Raw genomic sequence first — 25,559 nt, 5'->3', positions numbered from 1 at the left:
TGCGCGCCGGCTTCGCCACGCCGGCAGCCCGCGGCGGGGCCGGCGACCAGGAGATCGCGGGTCAGGGCCGCCGGCCCGATCCCCGGACCGTGCACGGGGACATTCGGGCCGTGAATCCACTGGAAGGCAATGCCGTGACCTAACTTTGTTTGTGATAGCTGTTCAGGAAAATGCGCCACTATTCTGGTCGGCAGTCCAGATTATTGGAAGCCTCCGTATCGAATCGAGTAGTGCAATACGCAGGTAGCCCAGGCGGTCGGGGGATAGGGTGATGACATCAACTATCCGGGCGTCTCAATAAGGGGGGACCTCGATGTCTCGGGATGCAGAACCTGCCGAACTGCGCATAGCGCTCGTCTGCTATGGCGGTGTATCGCTTGCCATCTATATGCATGGCATAACTAAAGAACTGCACAAACTCGTCCGCGCATCACGCGCTCTGGATCAAATTCTGGAAAGCGACTCGCAGGTCGTGAATCCGTTCGTGGGAGCCGATGGCCAACCATCGGATACGGAAAGCGTTTACTTCGACGTCCTTTCGCGGATGCGGGCGAAGGGCCAGCCGCTGTCGGTCGGGATCGACATCATTGCCGGAACCTCCGCCGGGGGCATCAACGGCGTGGTCCTCGGCAAGGCCATCGCGCAGAACGCGGATCAGGGACCGTTGAAGCGGCTCTGGATCGACGAGGCCGACCTGGGAATATTGGCACGCAGTATGCATATCGGCGGGCCGAAGCTGCGCACGGCGCTGGCGTTCATCGGCAAATTGGCGACCTTCTGGACCGATCGCGCGGTATTGAACGGCGAAGTCATGTCGCGGCTCCTGTATCAGGCGCTGGCCGGGATGGATGAGAAGCGACCGGTCGCTTGGTCGGTGAATTCGCGTGGGCCCGCGGCCGAAACGCTGATTTCGCGAACCGGTGAGTTGTCGCTCTTCGTGACCACGACCGATCTCAACGGATTCGACGTAGCGGTGGCGTCGAGCGATGGCGGTGTGGGTCAGCGGGACCGGGAGCATGCGCAGGTACTCGAGTTCATCCGGGACGACAACAATAGGGAGGCATTCGGCGCGCAGGCGACACCGACCCTGTCCTTCGCGGCGAGGGCGACCTCCGCCTTCCCCGGTGCGTTCGAACCGGTCAATCCGGGAACTTTCCCGGCCCAGGCTCAGTTTCCTCCGAGCGCACGGGTGAATACCGATCTCTTCCACTACAGCTATCAAGAGGACGGCCGTAACGCGGACGCCGCCTGGTTCGTGGACGGTGGGGTGCTCGACAACGCGCCGTTCGACCTCGTCGTCGACGCGATCAGCCGCAGACGGTCGTCCACCGAGGTGCATCGCCGGCTCGTCTACATCGAGCCGGATCCGGGATGCGCTCTCTCGGCTCCACCTGCCGACACCAACAGCGGCAAGGCCGCGAAACGCAGTTGGGCAGCGGATGTTCAGAAGGTGCTCGTCGGAATCAGGGGTAGCCGATCACTGATCAGAGATCTGATCCGACTGCGTGACATGAACGAGAAGATCACCGAGATGGGCGCCATCGCCATGCGCCAGGAGGTCGAGGTTCTCGACCGGATCAGCGCTGCCGTCGCATCGATACCTGGTTGCGAACAGGCTGTGCCACAGCTCAATTCGCAAGATCTCGGTATGGCCATCGAGGCAATGCCCGCGCTCGGGTTCTTGAGGGACCAGGAGAAATTCCAGGAGGTTTCGGACAAAATGCACACCGAAGCCGTCACCGCACTCGGTTCGACCTGGAATACCTATCAACGGCTGAAAGTCGAGGCAGCCGCCCGATGCATCGCGGACGCGATCGTGCAATATTTCGCGTTGCCCGGCGAATCGGGGACCGCGGTGTTCATCCGATGCGCTATGGCCGCCTGGCTGCGCCGGCAACCATGCTGGACCGCAAACGACTCCGAGGAACTGTCCAAGCTCCTGCAACACATCGATACCCCGTATCGGCATCGCCGGATCATGTTCATCCTCGCCGGGCTCAACAAGCTCTATACGGCCGAGGGCGGGCCACCGCGGGCGGATATCAACGATCTCAAGGGCCAGGCATGGTCGCAGCTGGACGAGATAACGGCTGCACCCGTCGCCGCGATTCGAGCTCTGGCCGACAAGGGGCTGCTCGACTTTCTGCGCCCGCAACGGTTGCAGGCCAACTTGTTCGAGGGCGAGAGGTTCCGGACGCCGGAGGACTTCGCCGGATGCGAGGAGAATGCGAAGAGTTTCACCGACCTCAAAACCGCTTACGCAGAACAGATTCAGGAAAGACTCGGAAACGGTGGACAGGTGCTCTGGGACGCGTTCGCGGCGACGACTCAGAAGTGGAACAAGCGCGATCGCATCCTCCTGGCCAGCCGGTACCTGGGCTTCCCGCTCTGGGACGGGCTGCTGTTCCCGACGATCTCGTTGTCGTATCTACCGCAATTCACTCCCATTCCGATGACTCAGTTCAGTCCCCTTCGCGCGACCGCACTCGAGCCGCTGGGCGCGGGCAAGCTCAAGGGTGTCGAGCTGCACCACTTCGGCGCGTTCGCCCACGCACCCGACCGGGAGAACGACTACCTGTGGGGCCGGCTCGACGCCGCCGAGCTGATACTCCGCACCCTCGACGAAACATTCCCGGACGGAACACCACTGGGCCGAACCCTGCTCCCGCAGGCGCTGTCTGCCGTGCTGACGACCGAAGATGATCTCCGGCGGATCCCGGCGCAATTGCTCGAGTCCCTTCACGCACAGATTCCGGTGCTCAGCGCCAAGATCGCCGAAGGCGGTGACGCCGCACGCTGGCCATAGCGAAAACAGCTGGCGGACCATGGTTTCTGCGATACGCAGCCCACGTTCCGGCGAAAACCACGGGGCCACAACGTTTGCACTACCAGGACAGCGGGCCATTGATATCGAAGAATCCGCCGGTCGGGCCGTCCACGCCGATCAGCGCCATCCGCACGATCATCTCGGCCGCTTCCTGAACTGTCCGGTGACCACTGTTGTTGTGCCACGCCTCTTTCGTCGCCTGCCGCCCCGCTCGCCGTCCCGACTCCCGAGATACACCGTGTGTGCCCGTCCGCCCCAAGCTGCCGCGCAGTCTCGAAGCTGATCCCGTTGTCAGCTCCAGTCACATGGCCGCCATAGAGAGCGACGGAGATCGCTCGATGCCTGGTCACCGGGCACGAATGGTCACCGACAGGTAGCTGTCGCGGGCCTTTGTATCCGTTCGATCTCGTTGGGAGTTATGTGGTCATTCGTCCGTTACGGTGATCTTCCCACTTGAGCCATGTTCGCCGCCAAGGATTCGGGAATGAGCTCGAAGGGTGCTATTGGTTTGCTGCGCGATGGTCGGGAGTCGGGTGCGGGGACCGGCGCAGTGGTCTGGGGTTGTGTTGTCGGCGGTAGGGCTGCCGGTGAGCTCGGCGGGTCGGGTGGCAGCCCGAATTCCGAAAGGGGTAGGGCAGTGGCGATCCTCGATGATGGTGTCGTGCAACAGGTTTCGTTGCCGGCCGAGTCGCTGTTGGACGATTATGGTGCCTGGTTGGCTGGGCATTCCGCTGCGCTGGAGTTGTTCTTCGCGCAGGACGCGCCGAGTGTGGGCGCGCTCGACGACCCCTGGACACTGCAGGGGCTGCAGGCCGCGGTGCGGATGGCACGGACACGGATCGTGGATCGTCGTGGCATCCTCGCCCCCGAGAATCGCGCCCTGATCGATCGGTTCGGACGGTTCGTCGGGGAAGTGTTCGTGCGTCAGTTCGACGGATCGTGGACCAACGTGCTCGACAACGCACCGCCCGACGTGCAGGTCTGGCCGATGGTCCGCTGCACCGGCTACCTCGCCTGCATCGCACCACACAGCGCGGTCGAGATAGCCATCGCACAGGGCCGCCCCCAGGGACCCGCCGCAACACCCGACGGCATCCTCACCGATCTGTACCGGGGCGTGCAGGACAAGTACCTGACCTGGATCGCCACCGACCCGACCTCGCCGTACCGGGCGACAGCATGAATCGGGCCCGCCGCGAATGTCGCGGCGGGCCCGATCGATTGGCCGGGGCTCAGCGGGTGAAGGTCGAGGCGTTCTTGGCCAGGTCGAGCAGGGGTTGAGGGAAGATGCCGAGGACCAGGGTGGTCGCGGCGGTGAGGGCGATGACCGTGCTGGTCAGGGTGGGGTAGACGACGGTGGGCGGGGTGGCCGGCGGGTCGGTGAAGAACATCAGGACGATCACGCGGATGTAGAAGAAGGCCGCGATGGCGCTGGAGATGACACCGACGATGACCAGGGTGGCGGCATCGCCGCCGGTTGCCGCGGCGAACACGCCGAATTTGGCGATGAAGCCGCTGGTGAGCGGGATACCGGCGAAGGACAGCAGGAACAGGGAGAAGATGGTCGCCAGCCAGGGGGAGCGGCGGCCCATGCCGGCCCAGGCGGGCAACGCCGTTGCCTCGTCACCGTTCTCGTCGCGGACCAGACTGACCACGGCGAAGCCGCCGAGGGTGCCGAGGCCGTAGACGGCGAGGTAGAACAGGACGGACGAGACGCCGGCGGTGGTCGCGGCCACCAGGGCGGTCAGGATGAATCCGGCATGTGCCACCGAGGAATACGCGAGCATGCGCTTCATGTCGGTCTGGGTGACGGCGAGGATCGCGCCGACGACCATGGTGGCGATGGCGACCGCCGCGAGCACCGGCCGCCAGTCGTTGCGCAGGTCGGGGACCGCCACGTACAGCACGCGCAGCAATGCACCGACCGCGGCGATCTTGGTGGCGGCGGCCATGAATGCGGTGATCGAGGTCGGCGCGCCCTGGTAGACGTCGGGCACCCAGGACTGGAACGGGACCGCGCCGATCTTGAACAGCAGGCCCACCGCCAGCATGGCGATGCCGAGAATGGCCAGGGTGTGCGAGTTTCCGGCATCGCGGGTGACGGCTTCGGCAATGCCTGCCAGGCGGATGGTGCCGGCATAGCCGTACAGCAGCGCCATGCCGTAGAGGAAGAAGGCCGACGAGAACGCGCCCAGCAGGAAGTATTTCAGCGCGGCCTCCTGCGACAGCAGCCGGCGCCGCCGCGCCAGCCCGCACAGCAGATACAGCGGCAGCGACAGCACTTCCAGCGCAACGAACATGGTGAGCAGGTCGTTCGAGGCCGGGAACAGCATGAGACCGGCGAGCGCGAACAGGGTGAGGGGGAAGACCTCGGTGGTGGCGACTCCGGCCTTGGTGGCGGCGACTTCGTCGACGCTGCCGGGCGTGGCCGCCGCCTGCGGGGTGAAGGCGTCCACCCCGCCGCGCGAGGCGGTCAGGCTCCAGGTGCCGGGCCCTTCCCGCCGCACCGGCATGCGGTCGGCATGGCGTTCGGCGATGAACAGCAGTCCGAGGATGCCGACCACGACGATGGTGCCCTGCAGGAACAGGGAAACCCCGTCGATGGCAACCGCGCCCACGACCGCCGTCTCACGGACATCACGCAGTCCGATCACCGCGCCGAGCGCGACGGCCAGGCCGCCCAGCCCGAGCACCAGCTGGATCCCGTATCGGAATCGCCGGGGCGCGAAGGCTTCCACCAGCACGCCCGCGACGGCGACGCCGAACACGATCAGCATCGGGGACAGGTCTCGGTATTCGATGCTCGGTGCCGGGACTGTCGCGGCGAGCAGCAGACCTCCACTCATTTGTGGGCACCTCCCGTGGTCGTCTGGGCGGCTTCCGGCTGCACGGCCGGCGCCGGGTTGTGCTGTCCGATGGTGGTGAGGGTGCGGGCGACGGCCGGATCGATCCGGTCCAGCGCCGGTTTCGGGTACGCGCCCAGGAACAGCAGGGCGAGGATGAGCGGGACCACGACCACCAATTCGCGGGGGAGCAGGTCGTAGAGCCGCTCGTTGCCCTCCTTCACCGGGCCGGTCATCATGCGCTGGTACATCCACAGCACATACAGCGCCGCCAGCACCAGCGCGGAGGCCGCGAGGACGGCCGCCACCGGGTATCGGGTGAATGTGCCGATCAGGACCAGGAATTCGCTGATGAACGGTGCGAGACCGGGCAGCGAGAGGGTGGCCAGGCCGGAGATGAGGAAGGTGCCCGCCAGGATCGGCGCGACCTTCTGGACACCGCCGAACGCGGCGATGAGCCGGGTTCCCCGGCGCGACACCAGGAATCCGGCGATCAGGAACAGCGCCGCGGTGGAGATGCCGTGGTTGACCATGTACAGCGTCGCACCGGTGCCACCCTGGGTGGTGAGCGCGAAGATGCCGAGGATGATGAACCCGAAGTGCGAGATCGAGGTGTACGCGATCAGTCGCATGACGTCGGTCTGGCCGATGGCCAGCAGCGCGCCGTAGATGATCCCGATCACCGCGAGCACGCTGATCAGCGGCGCGTAAGTCGAAGTGGCGGAAGGGAACAGCAGCAGGCAGTAGCGCAGCATGCCGAAGGTGCCGACCTTGTCGACCACCGCCATCATGAGCACCGCACTGGCCGGGGTGGCCGATACCGCGGCGTCGGGCAGCCAAGTGTGCAGCGGCCACAGCGGGGCCTTCACCGCGAAGGCGAACATGAAGCCCAGGAACAGCGCGTTCAGCACCGCGGGCGTCGCACCGAGGTGGCCGGAGTTGGCCGCCTCCATGACCGTCCGGAAGTCGAAGGTGCCGCCGCCAGTGCTGCCGAGCTTGTCGCGTGCGGTGATGACGTACAGCCCGATGACCGCCGCCAGCATGATGAGCCCGCCGAACAGGTTGTACAGCAGGAACTTCACCGCGGCCCGCGACCGCTGCCGCCGCACCGCCGCATCCCCGGTCCGCGGCCCGAAGCCGCCGATGAGGAAGTACATCGGAATGAGCATGACCTCGAAGAACACGTAGAACAGCAGAATGTCCAACGCGGTGAACGAGATCAGCACCATGGATTCGACGACGAGGGTGAGCGCCACGTAGTAGTGCGCGACCCGCGGGCCGCTGCCCACCTCACGCTCGTCCTGCCATCCGGCGAGCAGCAGCAGCGGCACCAGCCCGGTGGTCAACAGCACCAGGACCAGCGCGATGCCGTCCATGCCGAGGGTGTAGCCCGCCCCGAAAGCCGGGATCCACTGCTGCTTCTCGACGAACTGGTATTGTGCGCCACCGGTTTCGAACCGGGTGGCCAGCCAGATGGCGATGCCGAGGGTGCCCAGCGAGACCAGCAGCGCGAAGACCCGCACCCCGGTGCGCCGGCCCGCCGGAAACAGCAGTGCGAGTGCGGCTCCGGCGAGGGGCACCGCCCACAGGGTGGTGAGCCAGGGGAATTCCCGCACGGCGCCCAACGATGAACTAGCAAGGTCGTTCACAGGAACCTCACCGCCAGCAGGGCGGCGACCACCAGGGCCGCGCCGGTGAACATGGACAGGGCGTAGGAGCGCACGAAACCGGTTTGCACGCGCCGGATCCGGGCCGACAGGCCGCCGATGACGGCGGCCGTGGTGTTGACCAGGCCGTCGATGCCGCGGTTGTCGAGGAACACCAGCGACCGGGTCAGGTGCTGGCCGGGGCGCATGAACGCGGCCTCGTTGGCGGCGTCGCCGTAGAGGTCGTGGCGGGCGGCCTCGACGAGCGGCCCTGCGGCAGGGGCGGTTTCGGGGATCTTGCCGTGTGCGTACTGGTCGTAGGCCACCCAGATGCCGGCCGCCACCACCGCCAGCGCGAAGAAGGTGATCGCCCAGGACGGGATGAACGGTTCAGCGTGGTGCTCACCGACGACCGGGGCCAGCCAGTTGGTGAGCGAGGAGCCGTAGGCGAAGAGCATGCCGGAGAACACCGAGCCGAAGGCCAGCAGGATCATCGGCCCGGTCATGGAGGCGGGTGCCTCGTGCGGGTGCACGCCCGCACGCCAGCGGCGTTCGCCGAAGAACGTGAGGATCATGACGCGGGTCATGTAGAAGGCGGTGATGCCCGCGCCGCACAGTGCGGCGAAGCCGGTGATGATGCCGCCGAATCCGCCGTGCGCGAACGCCGCCTCGATGATCCGGTCCTTGGACCAGAACCCCGCGAACGGCGGAACACCCAGGATGGCAAGGTATCCCAGCCCGAAGGTGACGTAGGTGACGGGCAGCAGTTTGCGCAGTCCGCCGTAGCGGCGCATATCGGTCTCGTCGTCCATGGCGTGCATGACCGAGCCCGCGCCGAGGAACAGCCCGGCCTTGAAGAAGCCGTGCGTGAGCAGGTGCATGATGGCCGCCGCGTAGCCGATGGGGCCGAGTCCGGCGGCGAGGACCATGTAGCCGATCTGGCTCATGGTCGAGGCCGCGAGGGCCTTCTTGATGTCGTCCTTGGCGCAACCGATGATGGCGCCGAACAGCAATGTGATTGCGCCGACTGCCATTACGGCGGCCTGCGCACCCGGAGCCAGATCGAAGATCGGGTTCGAGCGGGCGATCAGATAGACACCGGCGGTGACCATGGTGGCCGCGTGGATGAGCGCCGACACGGGTGTCGGGCCCTCCATCGCGTCCCCGAGCCAGGACTGGAGCGGCACCTGCGCGGACTTGCCGCAGGCTCCGAGGAGCAGCAGCAGCCCGATGGCCGTGAGGGTTCCGGTGCCGGCCTGACCGGCGGCCCCGAACACGGTTCCGAAGTCGATGCTCCCGAAGGTCGCGAACATGACCATGAGCGCGATGGCCAGGCCCATGTCGCCGACCCGGTTGACCACGAACGCCTTCTTGGCCGCCGTTGCGGCGGAAGGCTTCTCGTACCAGAACCCGATCAGCAGATAGGACGCCAGACCGACGCCTTCCCAGCCCAGGTACAGCACCAGGTAGTTGTCGGCGAGGACCAGCACCAGCATGGCGGCCAGGAACAGGTTGAGGTAGGCGAAGAATCGCCGCCGTCCCGGATCGTGGGCCATGTAGCCGACCGAATAGAGGTGGATCAGCGAGCCCACGCCGGTGATCAGGAGCGCGAAGCACATTGACAGCTGATCCAGCTGCAGAGCGAAGTCCACCTTCAGCCCGGTCACCGGCAGCCACTCGAACAGGCTGTAGTGCACGGCCCGTTGTGCATCCGACCGATCCAGCATGTCGGCGAACGCCCAGGCCGCCACCACGAACGAGGCCAGCGCCATGAGGGTGCCCACGAGGTGACCCCATGTGTTGCTGATCCTGCCGAGCAGCAGCAGGACCACGGCGCCGGCGAGCGGGAGCGCCGGCAGCAGCCACAGCATCATCTGTGCGGTATCCATGTCAGTACCGCAGCAGGTTCGCGTCGTCGACCGAGGTCGAGCGGCGGGCACGGAAGATGCTCATGATGATGGCCAGGCCGACCACGACCTCGGCGGCGGCGACCACCATGGTGAAGAAGGCGAACACCTGGCCGTCGAGGTTGCCGTGGGTGCGGGCGAAGGTGACGAAGGCCAGGTTCACCGCGTTGAGCATCAGCTCGATGCACATGAACACCACGATGGCGTTGCGCCGCACCATGACTCCGGCCGCGCCGATGGTGAAGAGCAGGGCCGAGAGATACAGATAGTTGTCCGGATTCACCGCAAGCCTTCCTCGTGGGAGTCGTTGCCGTTCTTGCCGCCGTTCGCGTCGGTGCCGTTGTGGCCGTTGCCGTTCCGGTGACTGTCACTGTCATTGCCGACGGTGAGCACCACGGCTTCGGTGTGGGCCCGATTGCGCCGGTGCCGCAGGATGGTGCTGACCGACAGCTCCTCGAAGGAGCCGTCCGGCAGTCGCGCGGGGGCGTCGACCGCATTGTGGCGGGCGTACACGCCGGGCGTCGGCAGCGGCGTGACCCGGGTGCCCCGGCGGAAACGTTCCTTCGACAGCGTGCGCTGATCGGTGGGCGGCCCGAACTTCTCGCGGTGCGCGAGCACCATGGCGCCGATGGTGGCGGTGATGAGCAGCGAGCCGGTCAGCTCGAACGCCCACACGTAGCGCACGAAGATGAGTTCGGCCAGCGCCCCGATGCTGTAGTTGCCGCCCAGGCCGGGTCCGGTCTCGGCGACGCTCTTACCGGACATCCCGTGCGCGATGCCGCCGATGAGCAGCATGCCGAAGCCGATGCCCACCACGATGACCGCGAGCCGCTGCCCGCGCAGCGTCTCCCGCAGTGACTCGGCGGAATCCACGCCGACCAGCATCAGCACGAACAGGAACAGCATCATGACCGCGCCGGTGTAGACGACGATCTGCACGATGCCCAGGAACAGCGCGCTCTGGGCGATGTAGAACGCGGACAGCGTGATCATGGTGGCGGCCAGGCACAGTGCCGAATGCACGGCCTTGCGCGCGCACACCATGCCGAGCGCGCCCAGTACCGCGACCACGGCCAGGATCCAGAACTGCACCGCCTCACCGGTGGAGGTGTGGGTGACGATCTGCTGGGCCGGCTGGGACAGGTGGTCGATCATTGCTGCGCCCCTTCCGCTCCGGCGAGTTCGCCGGTGGCGCCGGGGACTTCACCGCGGTAGTAGGAGCCCTCGTCCGCGCCGGGATACATGGCGTGCGGCGGGGCGATCATGCCCGGCTGCATCGGCGCGAGGAGGTCCTGCTTCTCGTAGATGAGGTCGGCCCGATTGTCGTCGGCGAGCTCGTATTCGTTGGTCATGGTCAGTGCCCGGGTCGGGCAGGCCTCGATGCACAGGCCGCAGCCGATGCAGCGCAGATAGTTGATCTGGTAGACGCGGCCGTAACGCTCACCGGGGGAGAAGCGTGCCTCGTCGGTGTTGTCCGCGCCCTCGACGTAGATGGCGTCGGCGGGGCAGGCCCACGCGCAGAGCTCGCAGCCGATGCACTTCTCGAGACCGTCCGGGTGCCGGTTGAGCTGGTGCCGGCCGTGATAGCGCGGCGCGGTCGGGGTTTTGACCTCGGGATACAGCTCGGTGTTCGGCTTCTTGAACATGGTCGAGGCCGTGACCAGGAAGCCGCCGAGCGGTTCCAGCAGACCGGCCTTCTCGGTGGCCGCCGGGGGCGCAGCGGGCATCGGCGGCACCGGGAAGTCCGAGTATGCCCGGGTGGAGTCCGGATCCGGCGAAGCCTTGGTGCGGTCGCCGCCCGCGTGCCCGGCCCGGATGACCAGCGCGAGCAGCACGACCGCGACCACGATCCCGCCGATCACCATGCCCGGCGTCTGGATGTGGGTCCCGTTGTCCTGCAACACCTTCAGGGTGGCGACGTACATGACCCAGGCCAGCGACACCGGGATGAGCAGCTTCCAGCCCAGGTTCATGAACTGGTCGTAGCGCAGTCGCGGCAGGGTGCCGCGCAGCCAGATGAACACGAACAGGAACGTCCACACCTTGGCGGTGAACCACAGCACGGGCCACCAGCCCGAGTTCGCGCCCGCCCACAGGCTGATCGGGAACGGCGCGTGCCAGCCGCCGAAGAACAGCGTGGTGGCCAGCGCGGAAACCGTTGCCATGTTGATGTACTCGGCCATCATGAACATGGCGAACTTCAGCGAGGAATACTCGGTGTGGAAGCCGCCTACCAGCTCACCTTCGGCCTCGGGGAGGTCGAAGGGCGCCCGGTTGGTCTCGCCGACCATCGATACCGCGTAGATCAGGAACGACGGCAGCAGCAGGAAAACGTACCAGGTTCCGTTCTGCGCCTTGACGATTCCCGAGGTGGCCATGGTGCCCGAGAGCAGGAACACCGCCGCGAAGCACAGGGCCATGGCGATCTCGTAGGAGATGACCTGCGCGGTGGAGCGCAGACCGCCCAGCAGCGGATAGGTGGAGCCCGACGCCCAGCCGGCCAGCACGATGCCGTACACGCCGACCGAGGCCATGGCCAGGATGTAGAGCACGCCCACCGGCATATCGGTCAGCTGCAGCGCCGTGCGGTGCCCGAACATGCTGACCTGCGGCCCGAACGGGATCACCGCGAACGCCATCACGGCCGGGATGAGCGAGATCACCGGCGCGAGAATGAAAATGGGCTTGTCGACGATGACCGGGACGATGTCCTCCTTGAGGAGCATCTTGACGCCGTCGGCGATGGACTGCAGGCTGCCGCGCGGGCCGACCCGGTTGGGGCCGACGCGCATCTGCATGAAGGCCACGATCTTGCGTTCGGCGTACACCGCGAGCATCGGTATCAGCAGCAGGAAGATGAAGATGCCGATCGATTTGACCAGCACCAGCCACCAGGGGTCGTGGCCGAACATGGACAGGTCACTCACGGTGGTCCTCCCGTCGGATGCGCACGAGGTGTCCGGGTGTGGTGCCGAGCTGCACCAGCACGTCGGAGCCGGGGGAATTCATGGGCAGCCACACCACGCGGTCGGGCATCTCGGTGATGACCAGGGGCAGGGTGATGTGGCCGTGATCGTTGCCGACCGTCACCGGATCGCCGGTGGTGGCGCCGATCTCGGCGGCCGTGTGCGCCGAGAGCCGCACCACCGGGGTGCGGGCGGTGCCGGCCAGGTTGGGTTCGCCGTCCTGGAGCCGGCCGCGGTCGACGAGCATGCGCCAGGATGCGAGCACCGCGGTGCCCGCATGCGGCTGGGCGATGGGGTGCGGGCGGTGCACCGGGGTCGCGGCGGGCGGCCCTTCCCACGCGCCCAGATCCGCCAATTCGGCTCGGGCACTGGCCGCGTCGGGCAGGCCGAGCCGGATCCCCATGTCCGTGGCGATGGCGTCGAGCACCCGGTATTCGGGCATCGGCGCGGACTCGCGACGCACGGTGGCGTCGCGCAGGGCCGCGTCGAACTGGCGGTGGCGGCCCTCCCAGGTGAGGAAGGTGCCGTTCTTCTCCATGGCCGAGGCGACGGGGAAGACGACGTCGGCGCGGTCGCTGATATCGCTGCGGCGCAGTTCGATCGACACCACGAAGCTCGCGGCATCGATGGCCGACAAGGCCGCGTGCGGGTCGGGCAGGTCGCCGACCTCCACCCCCGCGATGAGCAGCGCGCCCAGTGTCGGGGCGGCGGCCAGGATGGCGCTGGTGTCGCGGCCCGGCGCCGCGGGGAGATCGTTGACATTCCACGCGTCCCGAACCTGCTGGCGCGCCGCGGAGTCCGCGACGGGGCGCCCGCCCGGCAGGAGCACCGGAAGCGCACCGGCCTCCAGCGCGCCGCGCTCACCGGCACGGCGCGGGATCCACGCCAGGGTGGCGCCGGTCTCGTCGGCCAGGCGGGCGGCCGCGGACAGACCACCCGGAATGCCGCCGAGACGTTCGCCGACCAGGATGAGGGCGCCAGGCCCGCGCAGCAGGTCCGCGATCTCGCGCAGGCGGGTGTATCCGGCGGTGGCGGCATCGGTCTCACCGGTGCGGACCGCCTCCAGCACATGCGGTTCCGAGCCGGGCGCGGTGAGCAGCAGGGTGCCGGACATGCGCTGCAGGCCGCGGGTCATATAGGGGGCCAGCGAGCAGATCGGGGTGCCGTTCTTGCGGGCCGCCTTGCGCAGCCGCAGGTACACCATCGGCGATTCCTCTTCGGCCTCGAAGCCGGCGAGCAGCACGAACGGGGCGCGTTCGAGCGCCGCGTAGTCGACCGTGATGCCCTGTCCCGCAATGCGAGCCGCCAGGAAGTCGGCCTCCTCGCCGGAGTGTTCGCGGGCGCGGAAGTCGATGTCGTTGGTGTTCAACGCGATTCGCGCGAACTTGGAATACGCGTAGGCATCCTCGAGCGTGACGCGGCCGCCGATCAGCACACCGGCATTGCCGCGTGCCGACGCCAGTCCGCGCGCCGCGGTCCTGATCGCCTCGGACCAGGAGGCGGGCTGCAGCGTCCCATCCTTCCAGCTGCGCACCATGGGCGTGGTGAGCCGGTCCGGTTCGGTGGCGTACGCGAACGCGAAACGGCCCTTGTCGCAGTTCCATTCCTCGTTGACCTGCGGGTCGTCACCGGCGAGGCGGCGCATGACCTTGCCGCGGCGGTGGTCGGTGCGCTGGGCGCAGCCCGAGGCGCAGTGCTCGCACACCGCCGGGCTGGACACCAGGTCGAAGGGCCGGGCGCGGAAGCGGTAGGTCGAGCCGGTGAGCGCGCCGACCGGGCAGATCTGCACGGTGTTGCCGGAGAAATAGGAATCCAACGGCTCCCCGGTGGCGATGCCGACCTGTTGCAGCGCACCGCGATCCATCAGTTCGATGAACGGGTCACCGGCCACCTGCTGGGAGAACCGGGTGCAGCGCGCACACAGCACACAACGTTCCCGGTCCAGCAGAATGGCCGCCGACAGCGGAATCGGCTTGGGATAGGTGCGCTTCTCGCCGTCGAAGCGGGATTCGGCACGGCCGGTGGACATGGCTTGGTTCTGCAGCGGGCATTCGCCGCCCTTGTCGCAGACCGGGCAGTCGAGGGGGTGGTTGATGAGCAGCAGCTCCATCACTCCCTCTTGGGCCTTGGCGGCGGCGGGGGAGGTCAGTTGGGTGTGGATCACCATGCCCTCGGCCACCGTCTGGGTGCAGGAGGCGACGGGCTTGCGCTGTCCCTCGATCTCGACCAGGCACTGCCGGCAGGCGCCGACGGGATCGAGAAGTGGATGGTCACAGAACCGCGGGATCTGGGTGCCGATGAGTTCGGCGGCCCGGATCACCAGGGTGCCGGCGGGCACGGAAACCGTTGTGCCATCGATGGTTACGGTCACCATGTCGGTGGGGGTCACCCCGCCGCCGGTCGTGGAGCTCACTGTCGAGGTCATCGCGCTCCTTCAGCCCAGACGGTGGACCGGGCCGGGTCGAACGGGCAGGCGCCGAGGCGGATGTGCTCGGCGTACTCGTCGCGGAAGTACTTCAGGGAGGAGAAGATCGGGCTGGCCGCGCCGTCGCCGAGAGCGCAGAAGGACTTGCCGTTGATGTTGTCGGCGATGTCGGCGAGCTTGTCCAGATCGGTCTCGTGGCCCCGGCCGTTCTCCAGCCGCTGCAGCAGCTGGACCAGCCAGTAGGTGCCCTCGCGGCAGGGGGTGCACTTACCGCAGGATTCGTGGGCGTAGAACTCGGTCCAGCGCAACACCGCCCGCACGACGCAGGTGGTGTCGTCGAAGATCTGGAGGGCCTTGGTGCCGAGCATGGAGCCCGCCGCCGAGACGCCCTCGTAGTCGAGAGCGACATCGAGGTGCTCGTCGGTGAAGATCGGGGTGGACGAGCCGCCCGGCGTCCAGAACTTGAGGGTGTGGCCGGCGCGGATGCCACCCGCGTAGGTCAGCAACTCCCGCAACGTGATTCCGAGCGGCGCTTCGTACTGCCCCGGTCGCGTCACGTGACCGGAGAGTGAGTAGATCGTGAAGCCCGGCGACTTCTCGGTGCCGAACGACCGGAACCAGTCCACGCCATGGGCGATGATGGATGGCACGGACGCAATGGATTCCACATTGTTGACCACGGTCGGGCAGGCGTAGAGACCCGCCACCGCCGGGAACGGGGGACGCAGGCGCGGCTGGCCGCGGCGGCCCTCGAGCGAATCCAGCAGGGCGGTCTCCTCACCGCAGATGTAGGCGCCCGCACCGGCGTGCACCACGATCTCGAGGTCGAAGCCGGAGCCCTGGATATCGCGGCCGAGATAGCCTGCGGCATAGGCCTGCTGGACCGCCGCCTGCAGACGGCGCAGCACCGTCACCACCTCCCCGCGCACATAGATGAAGGCGTGCGAGGCGCGAATGGCGTAGGCGGCGATGATGACGCCCTCGACGAGGGTGTGCGGGCTCGCCAGCATGAGCGGAATGTCCTTGCAGGTACCGGGTTCCGACTCATCGGCGTTGACCACCAGGTAGTGCGGCTTGGTGGTGCCGTCGGGACCGGGGCCCTGCGGGATGAAACCCCACTTCATGCCGGTGGGGAAGCCGGCGCCGCCGCGGCCGCGCAGGCCGGAGTCCTTCACCGTGGCGATGACCTCGTCCGGGTTCATGCGCAGGGCCTTCGGCAGTGCGCGGTACCCGCCCTGGTCGCGGTAGGCCGCCAGGGTCCAGCCCTCCGGGTCCGCCCAGTGCTTGGAGAGGACGGGAGTCAGAGCGGTCGTCACTGCGCGCCTCCGTCGATCGGCTTCTGTTCCGCGACATGCAGATCCCGTTCGGCGACGTGCAGGCCGGCGAGAGTGGCGGATCCGGCGCCGCCGTCGGTGGCGCCGGGCCGCTGGTCCTCGTATCCGGCGAGAATGCGGGCGGTCTCGCGGAAGGTGCACAGCGGGATGCCGCTGCGCGATCCGGTCACGGGTTCCCCGCGCCGCAGCGAATCCACCAGTCCCTTGGCCGATTCCGGGGTCTGGTTGTCGAAGAACTCCCAGTTGACCATGACGACCGGTGCGTAATCGCAGGCCGCATTGCACTCGATGTGCTCGAGGGTGACCGCGCCGTCGGCGGTGGTCTCTCCGTGCGTGATTCCCAGGTGCTGCTTCAGCTCCGCGAGGATCTGATCGCCGCCCATGACCGCACACAGCGTGTTGGTGCAGACACCGACGTGATAGTCGCCGGTCGGCGTGCGCCGGTACATCGAGTAGAACGTGGCCACCGCCGTGACCTCGGCATCGGTCAATCCCAGCTGCTCGGCGCAGAATTCGATGCCGGTCCCGGAGACGTACCCCTCCACCGATTGCACCAGATGCAAAAGGGGAAGCAGTGCAGAACGCGGATGGGGGTACCGCTCGATGATCTCGCGGGCCTCGAGCTGCAGACCCTCGCGCACCTTCTCCGGGTAGGGAATCGGCCGCGTGGTCAGGTTGAGCAGGATCTCGGTCATCGGTCCACACCACCCATCACGGGGTCGATGGAGGCGACGGACGCGATCACGTCGGCCACCAGGCCACCCTCGCACATCGCCGCCACCGCTTGCAGATTCGTGAAGGACGGGTCGCGATAGTGGACCCGGTAGGGCCGGGTTCCGCCGTCGCTGACCATGTGCACGCCCAGCTCGCCGCGCGGTGATTCGACCGCTACATACACCTGGCCCGGCGGGACGCGCAGGCCCTCGGTCACCAGCTTGAAGTGGTGGATGAGCGACTCCATGGAGGTGCCCATGATCTTGCCGATGTACTGCGGCGAGTTGCCGAGTCCGTCCGGCCCGAGCTGCAGATCGGCAGGCCATGCAATCTTCTTGTCCTCCACCATGACCGGGCCCGGCCGCAGCCTGTCGAGGCACTGCTCGACGATCTTGACCGACTCCTTCATCTCGTTGACGCGGATCAGGTAGCGGCCGTAACAGTCGCAGCCGGTGTCGACCTGGACGTCGAACTCGTAGTTCTCGTACCCGCAGTAGGGCTGGGACTTGCGCAGATCGTGCGGCAAACCGGTGGCGCGTAGTACCGGACCCGTGATGCCCAGCGCCATGCATCCGGTGAGGTCCAGGTAACCGACATTGCGGGTACGGGCCTTCCAGATGGGGTTCTGGTTGAGCAGAAGTTCCATGTCCCGCAGGCGCTTCGGCAGCAGGTCCAGCAGCTCGCGCACCTTCTGCACGCCATCATCCGGCAGATCCTGGGCAATGCCGCCGGGCCGGATGAAGGCGTGGTTCATGCGCAGACCGGTGATGGTCTCGAACACGTCCAGGATCAGCTCGCGTTCCCGGAAGCCGAACAGCATGGGGGTGAGCGCACCCAGTTCCATGCCGCCGGTCGCCAGCGCGACCAGATGCGAGGAGATGCGGTTGAGCTCCATGAGCATCACCCGGATGACATTGGCGCGCTCGGGGATGTCGTCGGTGATGTCCAGCAGTTTCTCGACCGCCAGGCAGTACGCCGTCTCGTTGAAGAACGGCGACAGGTAGTCCATGCGGGTCACGAAGGTGGTGCCCTGCACCCAGCTGCGGTACTCGAGGTTCTTCTCGATGCCGGTGTGCAGGTAGCCGATGCCGCAGCGGGCCTCGGTGACGGTCTCGCCCTCGATTTCGAGAATGAGCCGCAGCACCCCGTGCGTGGAGGGGTGCTGCGGGCCCATGTTCACGACGATGCGTTCCTCGGCGACCCCGTTCAGGCCAGCGGAGATCTCGTCCCAGTCGTTTCCCACCACGGTGACCGTGTGTTCGGGTCGTTCCTCGGTGTTGCGACGGGACTTGGTGTCGATGTCGTTCATCAGCTGTACGTCCTCCGCTCGTCGGGCGGCGGGATGCGCGCGCCCTTGTATTCGACCGGGATCCCGCCGAGCGGATAGTCCTTGCGCTGCGGGTGGCCACGCCAGTCGTCGGGCATGGCGATGCGGGTCAGCGAGGGATGACCGTCGAACAGGATGCCGAAGAAGTCGTAGGTCTCCCGTTCGTGCCAGTCCACGGTCGGATAGACCGCGTACAGCGAGGGCAGGTGCGGATCGTCGTCCGGCACCGAGACTTCCAGCCGCACCCGGCGGTTGTGGGTGATGGAGTTGAGGTGATACAGCGCGTGCAACTCGCGCCCGGTGTCCTCGGGGTAGTGCGCGCCGCTGACACCCAGGCACAACTCGAAGCGCAGGGCTTCGGTGTCGCGCAGCGTCTTCGCCACCAGCACCAGGTGCTCGCGGCGGATGTGCAGGGTCAGCTCGCCGCGGAAGACGACGATCTTCTCCACGGCCTCGTCGAAGGTCTTCGCCAGCGCCGAGCGCAGATTCGCGATGATCTCGTCGAAGACGGGACCGTAGGGCGCGGGCGTGCCGCCGGGCATGGAGACCGTGCGGACCAGCCGGCCGTAGCCGGAGGTGTCGCCGGTGCCGGAGACGCCGAACATGCCCTTGCGGACGCCGATCACCTCGTCGGCCGGCTCGGCGGCTTCGGTTGTCTCCGGGGTGTTCTCAGTCGGTTCCACCGCCGCCTCCGGGGGGCTCTCCGTGCCGGTAGGTGCATCAAAGGTCATCGCAGCAGCCCCTTCAACTGAATGGTCGGGGTGCTGGCGAGCGCGGCGCGCTCGGCCTCGCGCACGGCTTCCTCGCGATTGACGCCGAGCGGCATCTCCTGAATCTTCTCGTGCAGCTTCAGGATCGCGTTCAACAGCATCTCCGGCCGCGGCGGGCAGCCGGGCAGGTAGATGTCGACCGGCACGATGTGGTCGACGCCCTGCACGATGGCGTAGTTGTTGAACATGCCGCCCGAGGATGCGCAGACACCCATGGCCAGCACCCATTTCGGTTCGGTCATCTGGTCGTAGACCTGGCGCAGCACCGGGGCCATCTTCTGGCTCACCCGGCCCGCGACGATCATCAGATCGGCCTGGCGCGGCGAGGCGCGGAACGCCTCCATGCCGAAGCGGGCGATATCGAATCGCCCGCCGCCGGTGGCCATCATCTCGATCGCGCAGCACGCCAGGCCGAACGTCGCCGGCCAGAGCGAACTCTTGCGCAGATAGCCGGCCAAATCTTCCACCGTGCTCAGCAGGAACCCGCTGGGCAGCTTCTCCTCGAGACCCATGTCGGACTACATCTCCCGGATCGGGACACCCCGTCTCGCACGGGGTGTCTCATTGGAAATCCCCTGTGCGCCAATCAATCCCAGCTGAGACCGCCGCGCCGCCACTCGTAGGCGTAGGCGACCGAGACGTTGAAGATGAACAACGCCATGGCGGCCAGCCCGAACACTCCGAGCGCGTCGAAGTGCACAGCCCACGGGTAGAGGAACACGATCTCGATGTCGAAGATGATGAACAGCATGGCGGTGAGGTAGTACTTCACCGGAAAGCGCTGGCCCGCAGCATTTCCCGGCCCGCCCGCGACAGCGTGGGGGGTGGGTTCGATACCGCACTCATAGGCTTCGAGCTTTGCCCGGTTGTAGCGTTTGGGGCCGATCAGGGCCGCCAGGAAAATGGAGAACACCCCGAACGCGGCGGCCACCGCGCCGAGAACCAGGGTCGGAACCTCGATATTCACAACAGCACTACCCCTCCTGCGAGCTGGACGACGCAATACGGACGGCAGCTGCCGAGGCGCGGGCTGACATCGTCGTCCGCCGGCCAGTCTCGTTCCCCGGGCACCGCTCAGCGACGGCACGGACCTTCGGGGAGTGAGGCGGTGGCTTCATTGATACCGATGCCCGCGCTCGTGTGAGCTACGGCACAGCCTACAACTCGGATGAGAAGATACATCACGATTCGCAAACGCGTTTGATCGAATTCGGAACGGCCTTTTATGACCGATCGGACGCAATCACGAATGTCACGTGACATGGGTTTGCCCTGATCACGAGGGCGAACGAAGATCAGGCCGCGAAGCTATTACCGAGCACACCCAGGACAGCGTCGGTGAGCCGGATGGGGTCGATCGGGTGGGGCACCGCGGCCTCGGCGCGCGACCAATTGGCCAGCCAGGCATCGTCCGGGCGGCCGGTCAGCACGACGATCGGCGGGCAGTCCGCGATCTCGTCCTTGAGCTGCTTGGCCAGGCCGAGACCGCCCTCCGGGGCCGACTCGCCGTCGAGGATCAGCAGATCCAGATTGCCGGCGTCCACGCGCTCGAGGGCGACCGGCCCGGTCGCCACCTCGAGATATTCGATGGGCGGCAGATCCGGGTGCGGCCGTCTGCCCAGCGCCAGCATCACCTGGCTCCGGGTATCGGCGTCATTGCTGTAGACGAGGACCCGCACCGCGGCGGGACGTTTCGCATCGGCCACGTTCCGCATGCTACGTCGGTGGTGGGGGAGTGCGGGGCAGCTTCGCCCGAAGTCGCGCGCGCGTCGCGGAATCGCCTGTCGCGCACTACGCCGATGGCCGATTGTTCGTAATTCGCGACCGGTACCATCCAGCGAATGAGGGGATACATCACGCAGCGCCTCATCGAAACCGACGTGTGGACCGACGGGTTGGTGGGGCAGGCGGGGGCCGGGTGAGATGAGCACGCGGGTCGAGGTGGTGCCGGGCGGCCACCTGGTGGCCAGTGTGGACGGCGTGGTCGCGGTTGTCGCACACCGGGATTCGCGTCCGCTGACCGCCGGATCCGACGCCGTGGCGGTGCTGGACAAGCTGCTGGATCTGGTCGCGGAGGCGTCGTCGCGGGAGACCCGGCGGACCGGGCGGACCTTCGCCCGGCTGGTCAGCACCTGGCTGATGGCTCGCGACGACGAGGAGAACGTCGAATTCGGGGTGCTCACGCCGGGCAGCCGTGGGCTGGCCGTATTCCTGCACGGGCAGGTCACCGCGATCCTGGAGGATGAGCAGCGCCGCGAGGTGCTGCACGGGCGCGACGCGGGATTCAGTGTCGACCGGGTGGTCAGCCCCGCGCCCGCGCGGGCTGCGGCGGTGTTCGTGGACGACGGCGAGCCGCGGGCGACGTTGCCGCCGCCGGGTATCTTCGCACTGCGCGATGGGCGGGTACCCGGGTCCGGGGCGGTGATGTGGCGGGAGGACGCACCCGATACACCGGTCGGTGGTGTGCCGGCGGGAGCACGCAATTCCGGGGCGCGCACGAATCCTGATCGCCGCGTGCGGCAATCGAGACGCAATGGGCAGCCGGCGAACGAGCCCGCAAGGTCGGAGGACGCCGGGTCCGGCAGCGCAGGCAGGAATGCACCGCGTGCCACTCGGCTCGGGGCCGTCGTGCACGGATACGATTGCGCGCGTGGGCATCTCAACGATCCGCGGGTGTCCCTCTGTGCGGTGTGCGGCATTCGGATGGAACCGGTGACCGGTGTGCTCACCGAGGGCAGCCGGCCGCCGCTGGGTGTGCTGCAGCTCGATGACGGGACCTCGTACGCGCTCGACAGCGATCTGGTGATCGGGCGGGAGCCGGAACGATCCGACCAGGTGCGGCGCGGTGCGCAGGCGATTCGGATCCCCGACACCTCCGGCGGCATGTCGCGGGTGCACGCCGAGATCCGGCTCGTGGGGTGGGACGTGCTGGTGATGGACCGCGGCTCGGCCAACGGCACCCACATTCGACCGCCGGGCCGTCCGGATTGGGTACCCGCGGCACCCGGACAGCTGACAGTGCTGAAACCGGGCAGTCAGCTACTTCTTGGCGGCCGGGTATTCACCTTCGATTCTTCGATCAGTCCGGGCTCTCCACCCTAGGATCACATGAGAATTTAGTCAGGTCCGGCGGACTTTCGGCGCCGCGACCACAGCAGACGATGTCAGTCAGCAAATATGTAGATAACCCTGTTGCCGGAAGATGGCACGCGAGCCTCGATGCCCACGCATCCGGTTAGGCATCGAATCGCAATCTTTGCTGGTCACGCCCGGTTATCAGCGGCATCCTAGTAACCACGGATAGTCCCGAGCGTTGGGCGGTGGACACATGCGAATCTCCGAAATACTGCGCCGGAAGGGCAGCGGCGTGGTCACGATTGCACCGGATGCATCAGTGCGTGAACTGCTCAGGGTCCTGGCGACCCACAATGTGGGCGCGGTGATCGTCTCGCGAGACGGTGCCGCCATGTCGGGCATCGTCTCCGAACGAGACATCGTGCGCCGACTCCACGACCAAGGCGCCGCACTCCTCGACGCCTCCGTCTCCTCGATCATGACCGCCGCCGTGCACACCTGCTCGCCCGACGACCGCGTGGAAACCCTCAACGCCACCATGACCGAGCACCGGATCCGCCACCTCCCGGTCCTCCGCGACGGCCGGATGATCGGCATCGTCAGCATCGGAGACGTCGTCAAGAGCCAGATCTCCGAACTCGAAACCGAGCGCGAAGCCCTGGTCAAGTACCTGCAGCACGGCTGACGGATAAACACACTCGTTTCACCCGACTGCCTGCCCGATACGATCGAATCGATTCGTCGTATCGAGAAAAGGCTCTGCGCTCGTGCAGTGAAAGCCCAACGCCTGACGACACTCTGGGCGATTTCACCAAGCGCACCATTGCACTTCGAACGTGACGACCTCCGCGCCCTCGCCTACCGCTTCGACAACGACAAATGGCGCACCGGCCAGCGTTTCGCCGCCTACACCCAACTCCTCGGCGACCGCTTCGACGGCCGAGTTCTCTCCGGCGCCCACGCCAACCCCAACCCCGCACCCTTCTTCCAGCACATCGTCCAAACCCCCCACAGCGTCGTCACCGCCCACCTCGTCGACGAACAAGGCCACCACACCCTCCAGGCCCGAGACGAAATCCTCGCCTACCTCCGCACCCGCCTCCTCCCGAACCACCCGCGTAGCCTCGCTCGGCTGCCGAAGTATCCGACCCTCGCCGCTCTACGCCGACGAGGGGTTCCGGACTGGCGACGATGGACCAGCCACTTGCGCGATGCTGCGCCCCGGACAGCACCATCGCCTATCAGGTTTCGGACACCTTCAGTGACTGATTCGCCGGGGTCCCAGCCGCTTTCGTGTCACAACAATGGGTGGCGGCGGCTCGACCCTCACCGGCGTTTCTTGAGCCTTGGCGTCTTCGGTGTCTGTTCGACATTCCGCGCACGTCGGCCCTCCGATTCGCGGTGGTGCCTCCGCAGCGCAACGTCCACTGGTTCTGCGCCGACGATGCGGAGGTGTACTCCCGGTAGCCCTTTGTGTGCGCCGTGCTTGGACATGCGGGTCACCACCGCGTCCCCGACGCGCAGGGGTTTGTTGAAGTTCGTCGGGACATAGGCCAGGACCTGCATCGGGGCAGCGCCAGGTCTGTCGTAGGGCGTGAGGGAAACTACCCGAGGCAACGGCGACTTGTTCGGGCGGTCGTTGGACGCGGGTTCCCGGGTAGGACCGACCTCGGTCACCACAAACGTCCTGTCCGGCCATTTCTTCCGTCGTGTCGCCGCGTACCCGAGCGCGCCCGAACGGTACGTGTGATCAGATACTGCGAGCTTGACGCCAATTTCATCTTCACCGCGAAGCCTCTGGCTGCTTTTACTCATTGCCCTCACCTTCCCGCTTTTACTCATTGCCCTCACCTTCCCGCGAATCGTCTGCGGGTAACGGCGTGCCCGCAGCTGTGCTGAACCCAGTTGAGCAGGGGACGTATCCGCTGCTCAGCATGCCATCACGCTGGCCAGACCGAGGCCGAACCTCACTAAATCCGCCACGTCCCCGGGCACCCCACCCAATGCTGACCGATCCGCTCCAGCAGGGCATCGCGGTGAAGATCCTCGACGGCATCGCCGGCGGCGAGCACGACCCGCGGGTGCTGGTACTCGTCGATCTGAGCCCCGCGATCCCGACGAGCGGCCCGTTCCGCAGGGGCGCGATGTCGGCGCGGCAGTGGACTGCGGAGGATGGGGAGGCGTTCATCAACTCTTTGCGCAGTCGGGCGTTGAAGATCGGTGTCCACTGCGCGCTGCGTGGAGATCAGCCTGTTCCTGGAGCTTCTGCATCAAGCCCGCGATGGCTGGGTGTGCAAGTGTGCCGAGAGTCCTGCAAGCTCGCCATGGTGACCAGCAGGGCCAGAAGCCGCAGGAGCTGGGCACGTTGTTCGCGCGTGGCGGTGTTGTCGCCGCAGCGGGGAGAATGGTGGTCCGCGGTCGGGTGAGGTGGTGTCATGGCTCTGTGGCGATTGCGCGACTTCCGAGAAGGCGATCTTGACCAAGCGCTTCGGATATGGGATCAGAACCGGCAGATCGACGATGCGACGCCGGTGTTTTCCATCTCCGAGGCGATGGCGGCGGCCCGGGGCGGCCAAGGCGGCGTCGTGGCCGTGGTCGGCGAGGAACTCGTCGGCATCGCGGTAGCGCAGGTCCATGGGGAGCGCGCCTGGGTGCTCCTGGTGGCCCTGGCAGGACAATGGCGCGAGCGCGGGATCGGCAGCGCGTTGCTCGCCGAGCTCGAGCGACGACTGCGTGCGCAAGGGGTGCGCCGCATCAGCGCGCTGCTGCCCTCGCACAGCACCGGAACCAAGGCCCTGGAGAATTCCGGTTACCTCGCTCGTGGCGACCTCACCTACTACGAACGGCCCGAGCCGTCCGGAGTGGCCGACGCGGACCTGCTCGCGCTGCTCGGGGGGCGGATGCTGCCGGTGGGACTGTGGAACCAAATGGCCGGCATGGAGGCGGAGAAGCGGATCGTCGAACAGCGGATCGTGCTGCCGCTGGCGGAACCTGCCTTGTCCGAGCGGTACAACGTCGCCCCGCCGAAGGCGTTCATTCTGTTCGGTCCCCCCGGGACCGGCAAAACGAGCTTCGCCAAGGCGGTGGCTTCCCGACTGAAATGGCCTTTCGTGGAGTTGTTTCCCTCCCGGCTCGCCGCAGCCACCAGCGAGGGGCTAGCCGCGGCCCTGCGGGAGGCGTTCGCAGACCTCGCCGAACTGGAGGCGGTGCTGCTCTTCATCGACGAGGTTGAGGAGATCGCTGGTGTACGTTCCGGGCAAGCAGTCGACCCCGGGCACGGGGTCACCAATGAGCTGCTCAAGCTGATCCCCGGATTCCGTGAGCACGATGACAGGCTGTTGGCCTGCGCCACCAACTCGGTCCGCTCCCTCGACCCGGCTTTCATGCGACCTGGCCGCTTCGACTACATCATCCCGATCGGCCCGCCGAACTCGGGCGCGCGCGCGGCAATCTGGTCCCGCTATCTCGGCTCCGCCGCCGAATCGGTGGATGTGGCCGCGCTGGTCGCGGCGAGTGAGCTCTTCACCCCTGCCGACATCGAGTTCGCTGCACGCAAGGGCTCGCAAGCGGCCTTCGAGCGCGAGGTCAGCCGGCGACTGGGCAAACCGGCCAGCACCGACGACTATCTTGACGCCATCGCCAACACACGACCGACGCTCACCACGAAGGCCATCGAGGAGTTCACCGAGGACATCGAGACCTACAGCCGCCTCTGACCGGGGAGA

22 protein-coding genes and 1 pseudogene are annotated in these 25,559 nt (G+C 66.8%); 6 read left to right on the top strand and 17 right to left on the bottom strand.

Annotated features, from left to right (window positions below; translation table 11 throughout):
• Positions 1–313: 313 nt before the first annotated feature.
• Together ABZV44_RS06825 and ABZV44_RS06820 are read left to right on the top strand one after the other, a co-directional pair.
• Positions 314–2,806, top strand: a complete 2,493-nt coding sequence (locus ABZV44_RS06825) for a patatin-like protein (RefSeq protein ID WP_354832815.1) — start codon at positions 314–316, stop codon at positions 2,804–2,806.
• 736 nt (positions 2,807–3,542) lie between these two features.
• Positions 3,543–4,010, top strand: a complete 468-nt coding sequence (locus ABZV44_RS06820) for a hypothetical protein (protein WP_354832813.1) — start codon at positions 3,543–3,545, stop codon at positions 4,008–4,010.
• A 49-nt stretch (positions 4,011–4,059) separates the two neighbouring features.
• On the opposite strand, the gene nuoN is transcribed toward ABZV44_RS06820, so the two are convergent.
• From nuoN to ABZV44_RS06745, 15 genes and pseudogenes are all read right to left on the bottom strand, one after another.
• Complete coding sequence (gene nuoN, locus ABZV44_RS06815; RefSeq protein WP_354832811.1) at positions 4,060–5,673, bottom strand: NADH-quinone oxidoreductase subunit NuoN; 1,614 nt, start codon at positions 5,671–5,673, stop codon at positions 4,060–4,062.
• The gene (locus ABZV44_RS06810; protein ID WP_354832809.1) at positions 5,670–7,286 is read right to left on the bottom strand and encodes an NADH-quinone oxidoreductase subunit M; all 1,617 of its coding nucleotides are present in this window, start codon (positions 7,284–7,286) and stop codon (positions 5,670–5,672) included. The genes nuoN and ABZV44_RS06810 overlap by 4 nt, the downstream gene beginning before the upstream one ends.
• A gap of 29 nt (positions 7,287–7,315) precedes the next feature.
• Positions 7,316–9,187 carry an NADH-quinone oxidoreductase subunit L gene (gene nuoL, locus ABZV44_RS06805; RefSeq protein ID WP_354833133.1) on the bottom strand — a complete coding sequence of 624 codons (1,872 nt, stop codon included), beginning with the start codon at positions 9,185–9,187 and terminating at the stop codon, positions 7,316–7,318.
• A gap of 19 nt (positions 9,188–9,206) precedes the next feature.
• Positions 9,207–9,506 carry an NADH-quinone oxidoreductase subunit NuoK gene (gene nuoK, locus ABZV44_RS06800; protein WP_354832807.1) on the bottom strand — a complete coding sequence of 100 codons (300 nt, stop codon included), beginning with the start codon at positions 9,504–9,506 and terminating at the stop codon, positions 9,207–9,209.
• A complete protein-coding gene (locus ABZV44_RS06795) occupies positions 9,503–10,378 on the bottom strand; it encodes an NADH-quinone oxidoreductase subunit J (protein ID WP_354832805.1) in 876 nt (291 codons plus the stop codon). The genes nuoK and ABZV44_RS06795 overlap by 4 nt, the downstream gene beginning before the upstream one ends.
• On the bottom strand, positions 10,375–10,950 hold the full coding sequence (nuoI, locus tag ABZV44_RS06790) for an NADH-quinone oxidoreductase subunit NuoI (RefSeq protein WP_354833131.1): 576 nt from the start codon (positions 10,948–10,950) through the stop codon (positions 10,375–10,377). Before nuoI ends, ABZV44_RS06795 begins: the two co-directional genes overlap by 4 nt.
• Positions 10,951–10,974: 24 nt before the next feature.
• Positions 10,975–12,135: pseudogene (gene nuoH, locus ABZV44_RS06785) on the bottom strand (NADH-quinone oxidoreductase subunit NuoH); the annotation flags it as partial.
• 7 nt (positions 12,136–12,142) lie between these two features.
• Entirely contained in the window at positions 12,143–14,614 is a 2,472-nt protein-coding gene (locus ABZV44_RS06780) for an NADH-quinone oxidoreductase subunit G (protein WP_354832803.1), read from the bottom strand.
• Complete coding sequence (gene nuoF, locus ABZV44_RS06775) at positions 14,611–15,930, bottom strand: NADH-quinone oxidoreductase subunit NuoF (protein WP_354832801.1); 1,320 nt, start codon at positions 15,928–15,930, stop codon at positions 14,611–14,613. Before nuoF ends, ABZV44_RS06780 begins: the two co-directional genes overlap by 4 nt.
• Complete coding sequence (nuoE, locus tag ABZV44_RS06770; RefSeq protein WP_354832800.1) at positions 15,927–16,643, bottom strand: NADH-quinone oxidoreductase subunit NuoE; 717 nt, start codon at positions 16,641–16,643, stop codon at positions 15,927–15,929. The genes nuoF and nuoE overlap by 4 nt, the downstream gene beginning before the upstream one ends.
• Complete coding sequence (gene nuoD, locus ABZV44_RS06765; RefSeq protein ID WP_354832798.1) at positions 16,640–17,971, bottom strand: NADH dehydrogenase (quinone) subunit D; 1,332 nt, start codon at positions 17,969–17,971, stop codon at positions 16,640–16,642. The genes nuoE and nuoD overlap by 4 nt, the downstream gene beginning before the upstream one ends.
• Complete coding sequence (locus ABZV44_RS06760; protein WP_354832796.1) at positions 17,971–18,720, bottom strand: NADH-quinone oxidoreductase subunit C; 750 nt, start codon at positions 18,718–18,720, stop codon at positions 17,971–17,973. The genes nuoD and ABZV44_RS06760 overlap by 1 nt, the downstream gene beginning before the upstream one ends.
• Positions 18,717–19,271 (bottom strand): NADH-quinone oxidoreductase subunit B family protein, encoded by a 555-nt coding sequence (locus ABZV44_RS06755; protein ID WP_326311010.1) that lies wholly within the window; start codon positions 19,269–19,271, stop codon positions 18,717–18,719. The genes ABZV44_RS06760 and ABZV44_RS06755 overlap by 4 nt, the downstream gene beginning before the upstream one ends.
• 74 nt (positions 19,272–19,345) lie before the next feature.
• Positions 19,346–19,726: an NADH-quinone oxidoreductase subunit A gene (locus ABZV44_RS06750; RefSeq protein ID WP_033090134.1), complete on the bottom strand. Its 381-nt coding sequence runs from the start codon at positions 19,724–19,726 to the stop codon at positions 19,346–19,348.
• A 328-nt stretch (positions 19,727–20,054) separates the two neighbouring features.
• Positions 20,055–20,474, bottom strand: a complete 420-nt coding sequence (locus ABZV44_RS06745; RefSeq protein ID WP_354832793.1) for a hypothetical protein — start codon at positions 20,472–20,474, stop codon at positions 20,055–20,057.
• Positions 20,475–20,682: 208 nt separating this feature from the next.
• Between ABZV44_RS06745 and ABZV44_RS06740 the strand changes: the two genes are divergently transcribed.
• Together ABZV44_RS06740 and ABZV44_RS06735 are read left to right on the top strand one after the other, a co-directional pair.
• Complete coding sequence (locus ABZV44_RS06740; protein ID WP_354832791.1) at positions 20,683–21,861, top strand: FHA domain-containing protein; 1,179 nt, start codon at positions 20,683–20,685, stop codon at positions 21,859–21,861.
• 226 nt (positions 21,862–22,087) lie between these two features.
• Entirely contained in the window at positions 22,088–22,519 is a 432-nt protein-coding gene (locus ABZV44_RS06735) for a CBS domain-containing protein (protein ID WP_354832789.1), read from the top strand.
• 123 nt (positions 22,520–22,642) lie between these two features.
• On the opposite strand, the gene ABZV44_RS06730 is transcribed toward ABZV44_RS06735, so the two are convergent.
• Both ABZV44_RS06730 and ABZV44_RS06725 read right to left on the bottom strand, forming a co-directional pair.
• Positions 22,643–22,948 carry a hypothetical protein gene (locus ABZV44_RS06730; protein WP_354832787.1) on the bottom strand — a complete coding sequence of 102 codons (306 nt, stop codon included), beginning with the start codon at positions 22,946–22,948 and terminating at the stop codon, positions 22,643–22,645.
• A gap of 212 nt (positions 22,949–23,160) precedes the next feature.
• Entirely contained in the window at positions 23,161–23,676 is a 516-nt protein-coding gene (locus ABZV44_RS06725; protein ID WP_354832785.1) for a hypothetical protein, read from the bottom strand.
• Positions 23,677–23,837: 161 nt separating this feature from the next.
• Here ABZV44_RS06725 and ABZV44_RS06720 point away from each other — a divergent pair, with 161 nt between their 5' ends.
• Both ABZV44_RS06720 and ABZV44_RS06715 read left to right on the top strand, forming a co-directional pair.
• On the top strand, positions 23,838–24,260 hold the full coding sequence (locus ABZV44_RS06720) for a hypothetical protein (RefSeq protein WP_354832783.1): 423 nt from the start codon (positions 23,838–23,840) through the stop codon (positions 24,258–24,260).
• Positions 24,261–24,269: 9 nt separating this feature from the next.
• Positions 24,270–25,550, top strand: coding sequence for a GNAT family N-acetyltransferase (locus ABZV44_RS06715; RefSeq protein WP_354832781.1), 1,281 nt, complete (start codon positions 24,270–24,272; stop codon positions 25,548–25,550).
• The last annotated feature ends 9 nt before the right edge of the window (positions 25,551–25,559 follow it).

This window comes from Nocardia sp. NPDC004860 (assembly GCF_040609015.1).
GTDB lineage: Bacteria > Actinomycetota > Actinomycetes > Mycobacteriales > Mycobacteriaceae > Nocardia.
Note: the sequence above shows the minus strand (reverse complement) of the source record. Positions and strands in the feature narration are given on the sequence as shown.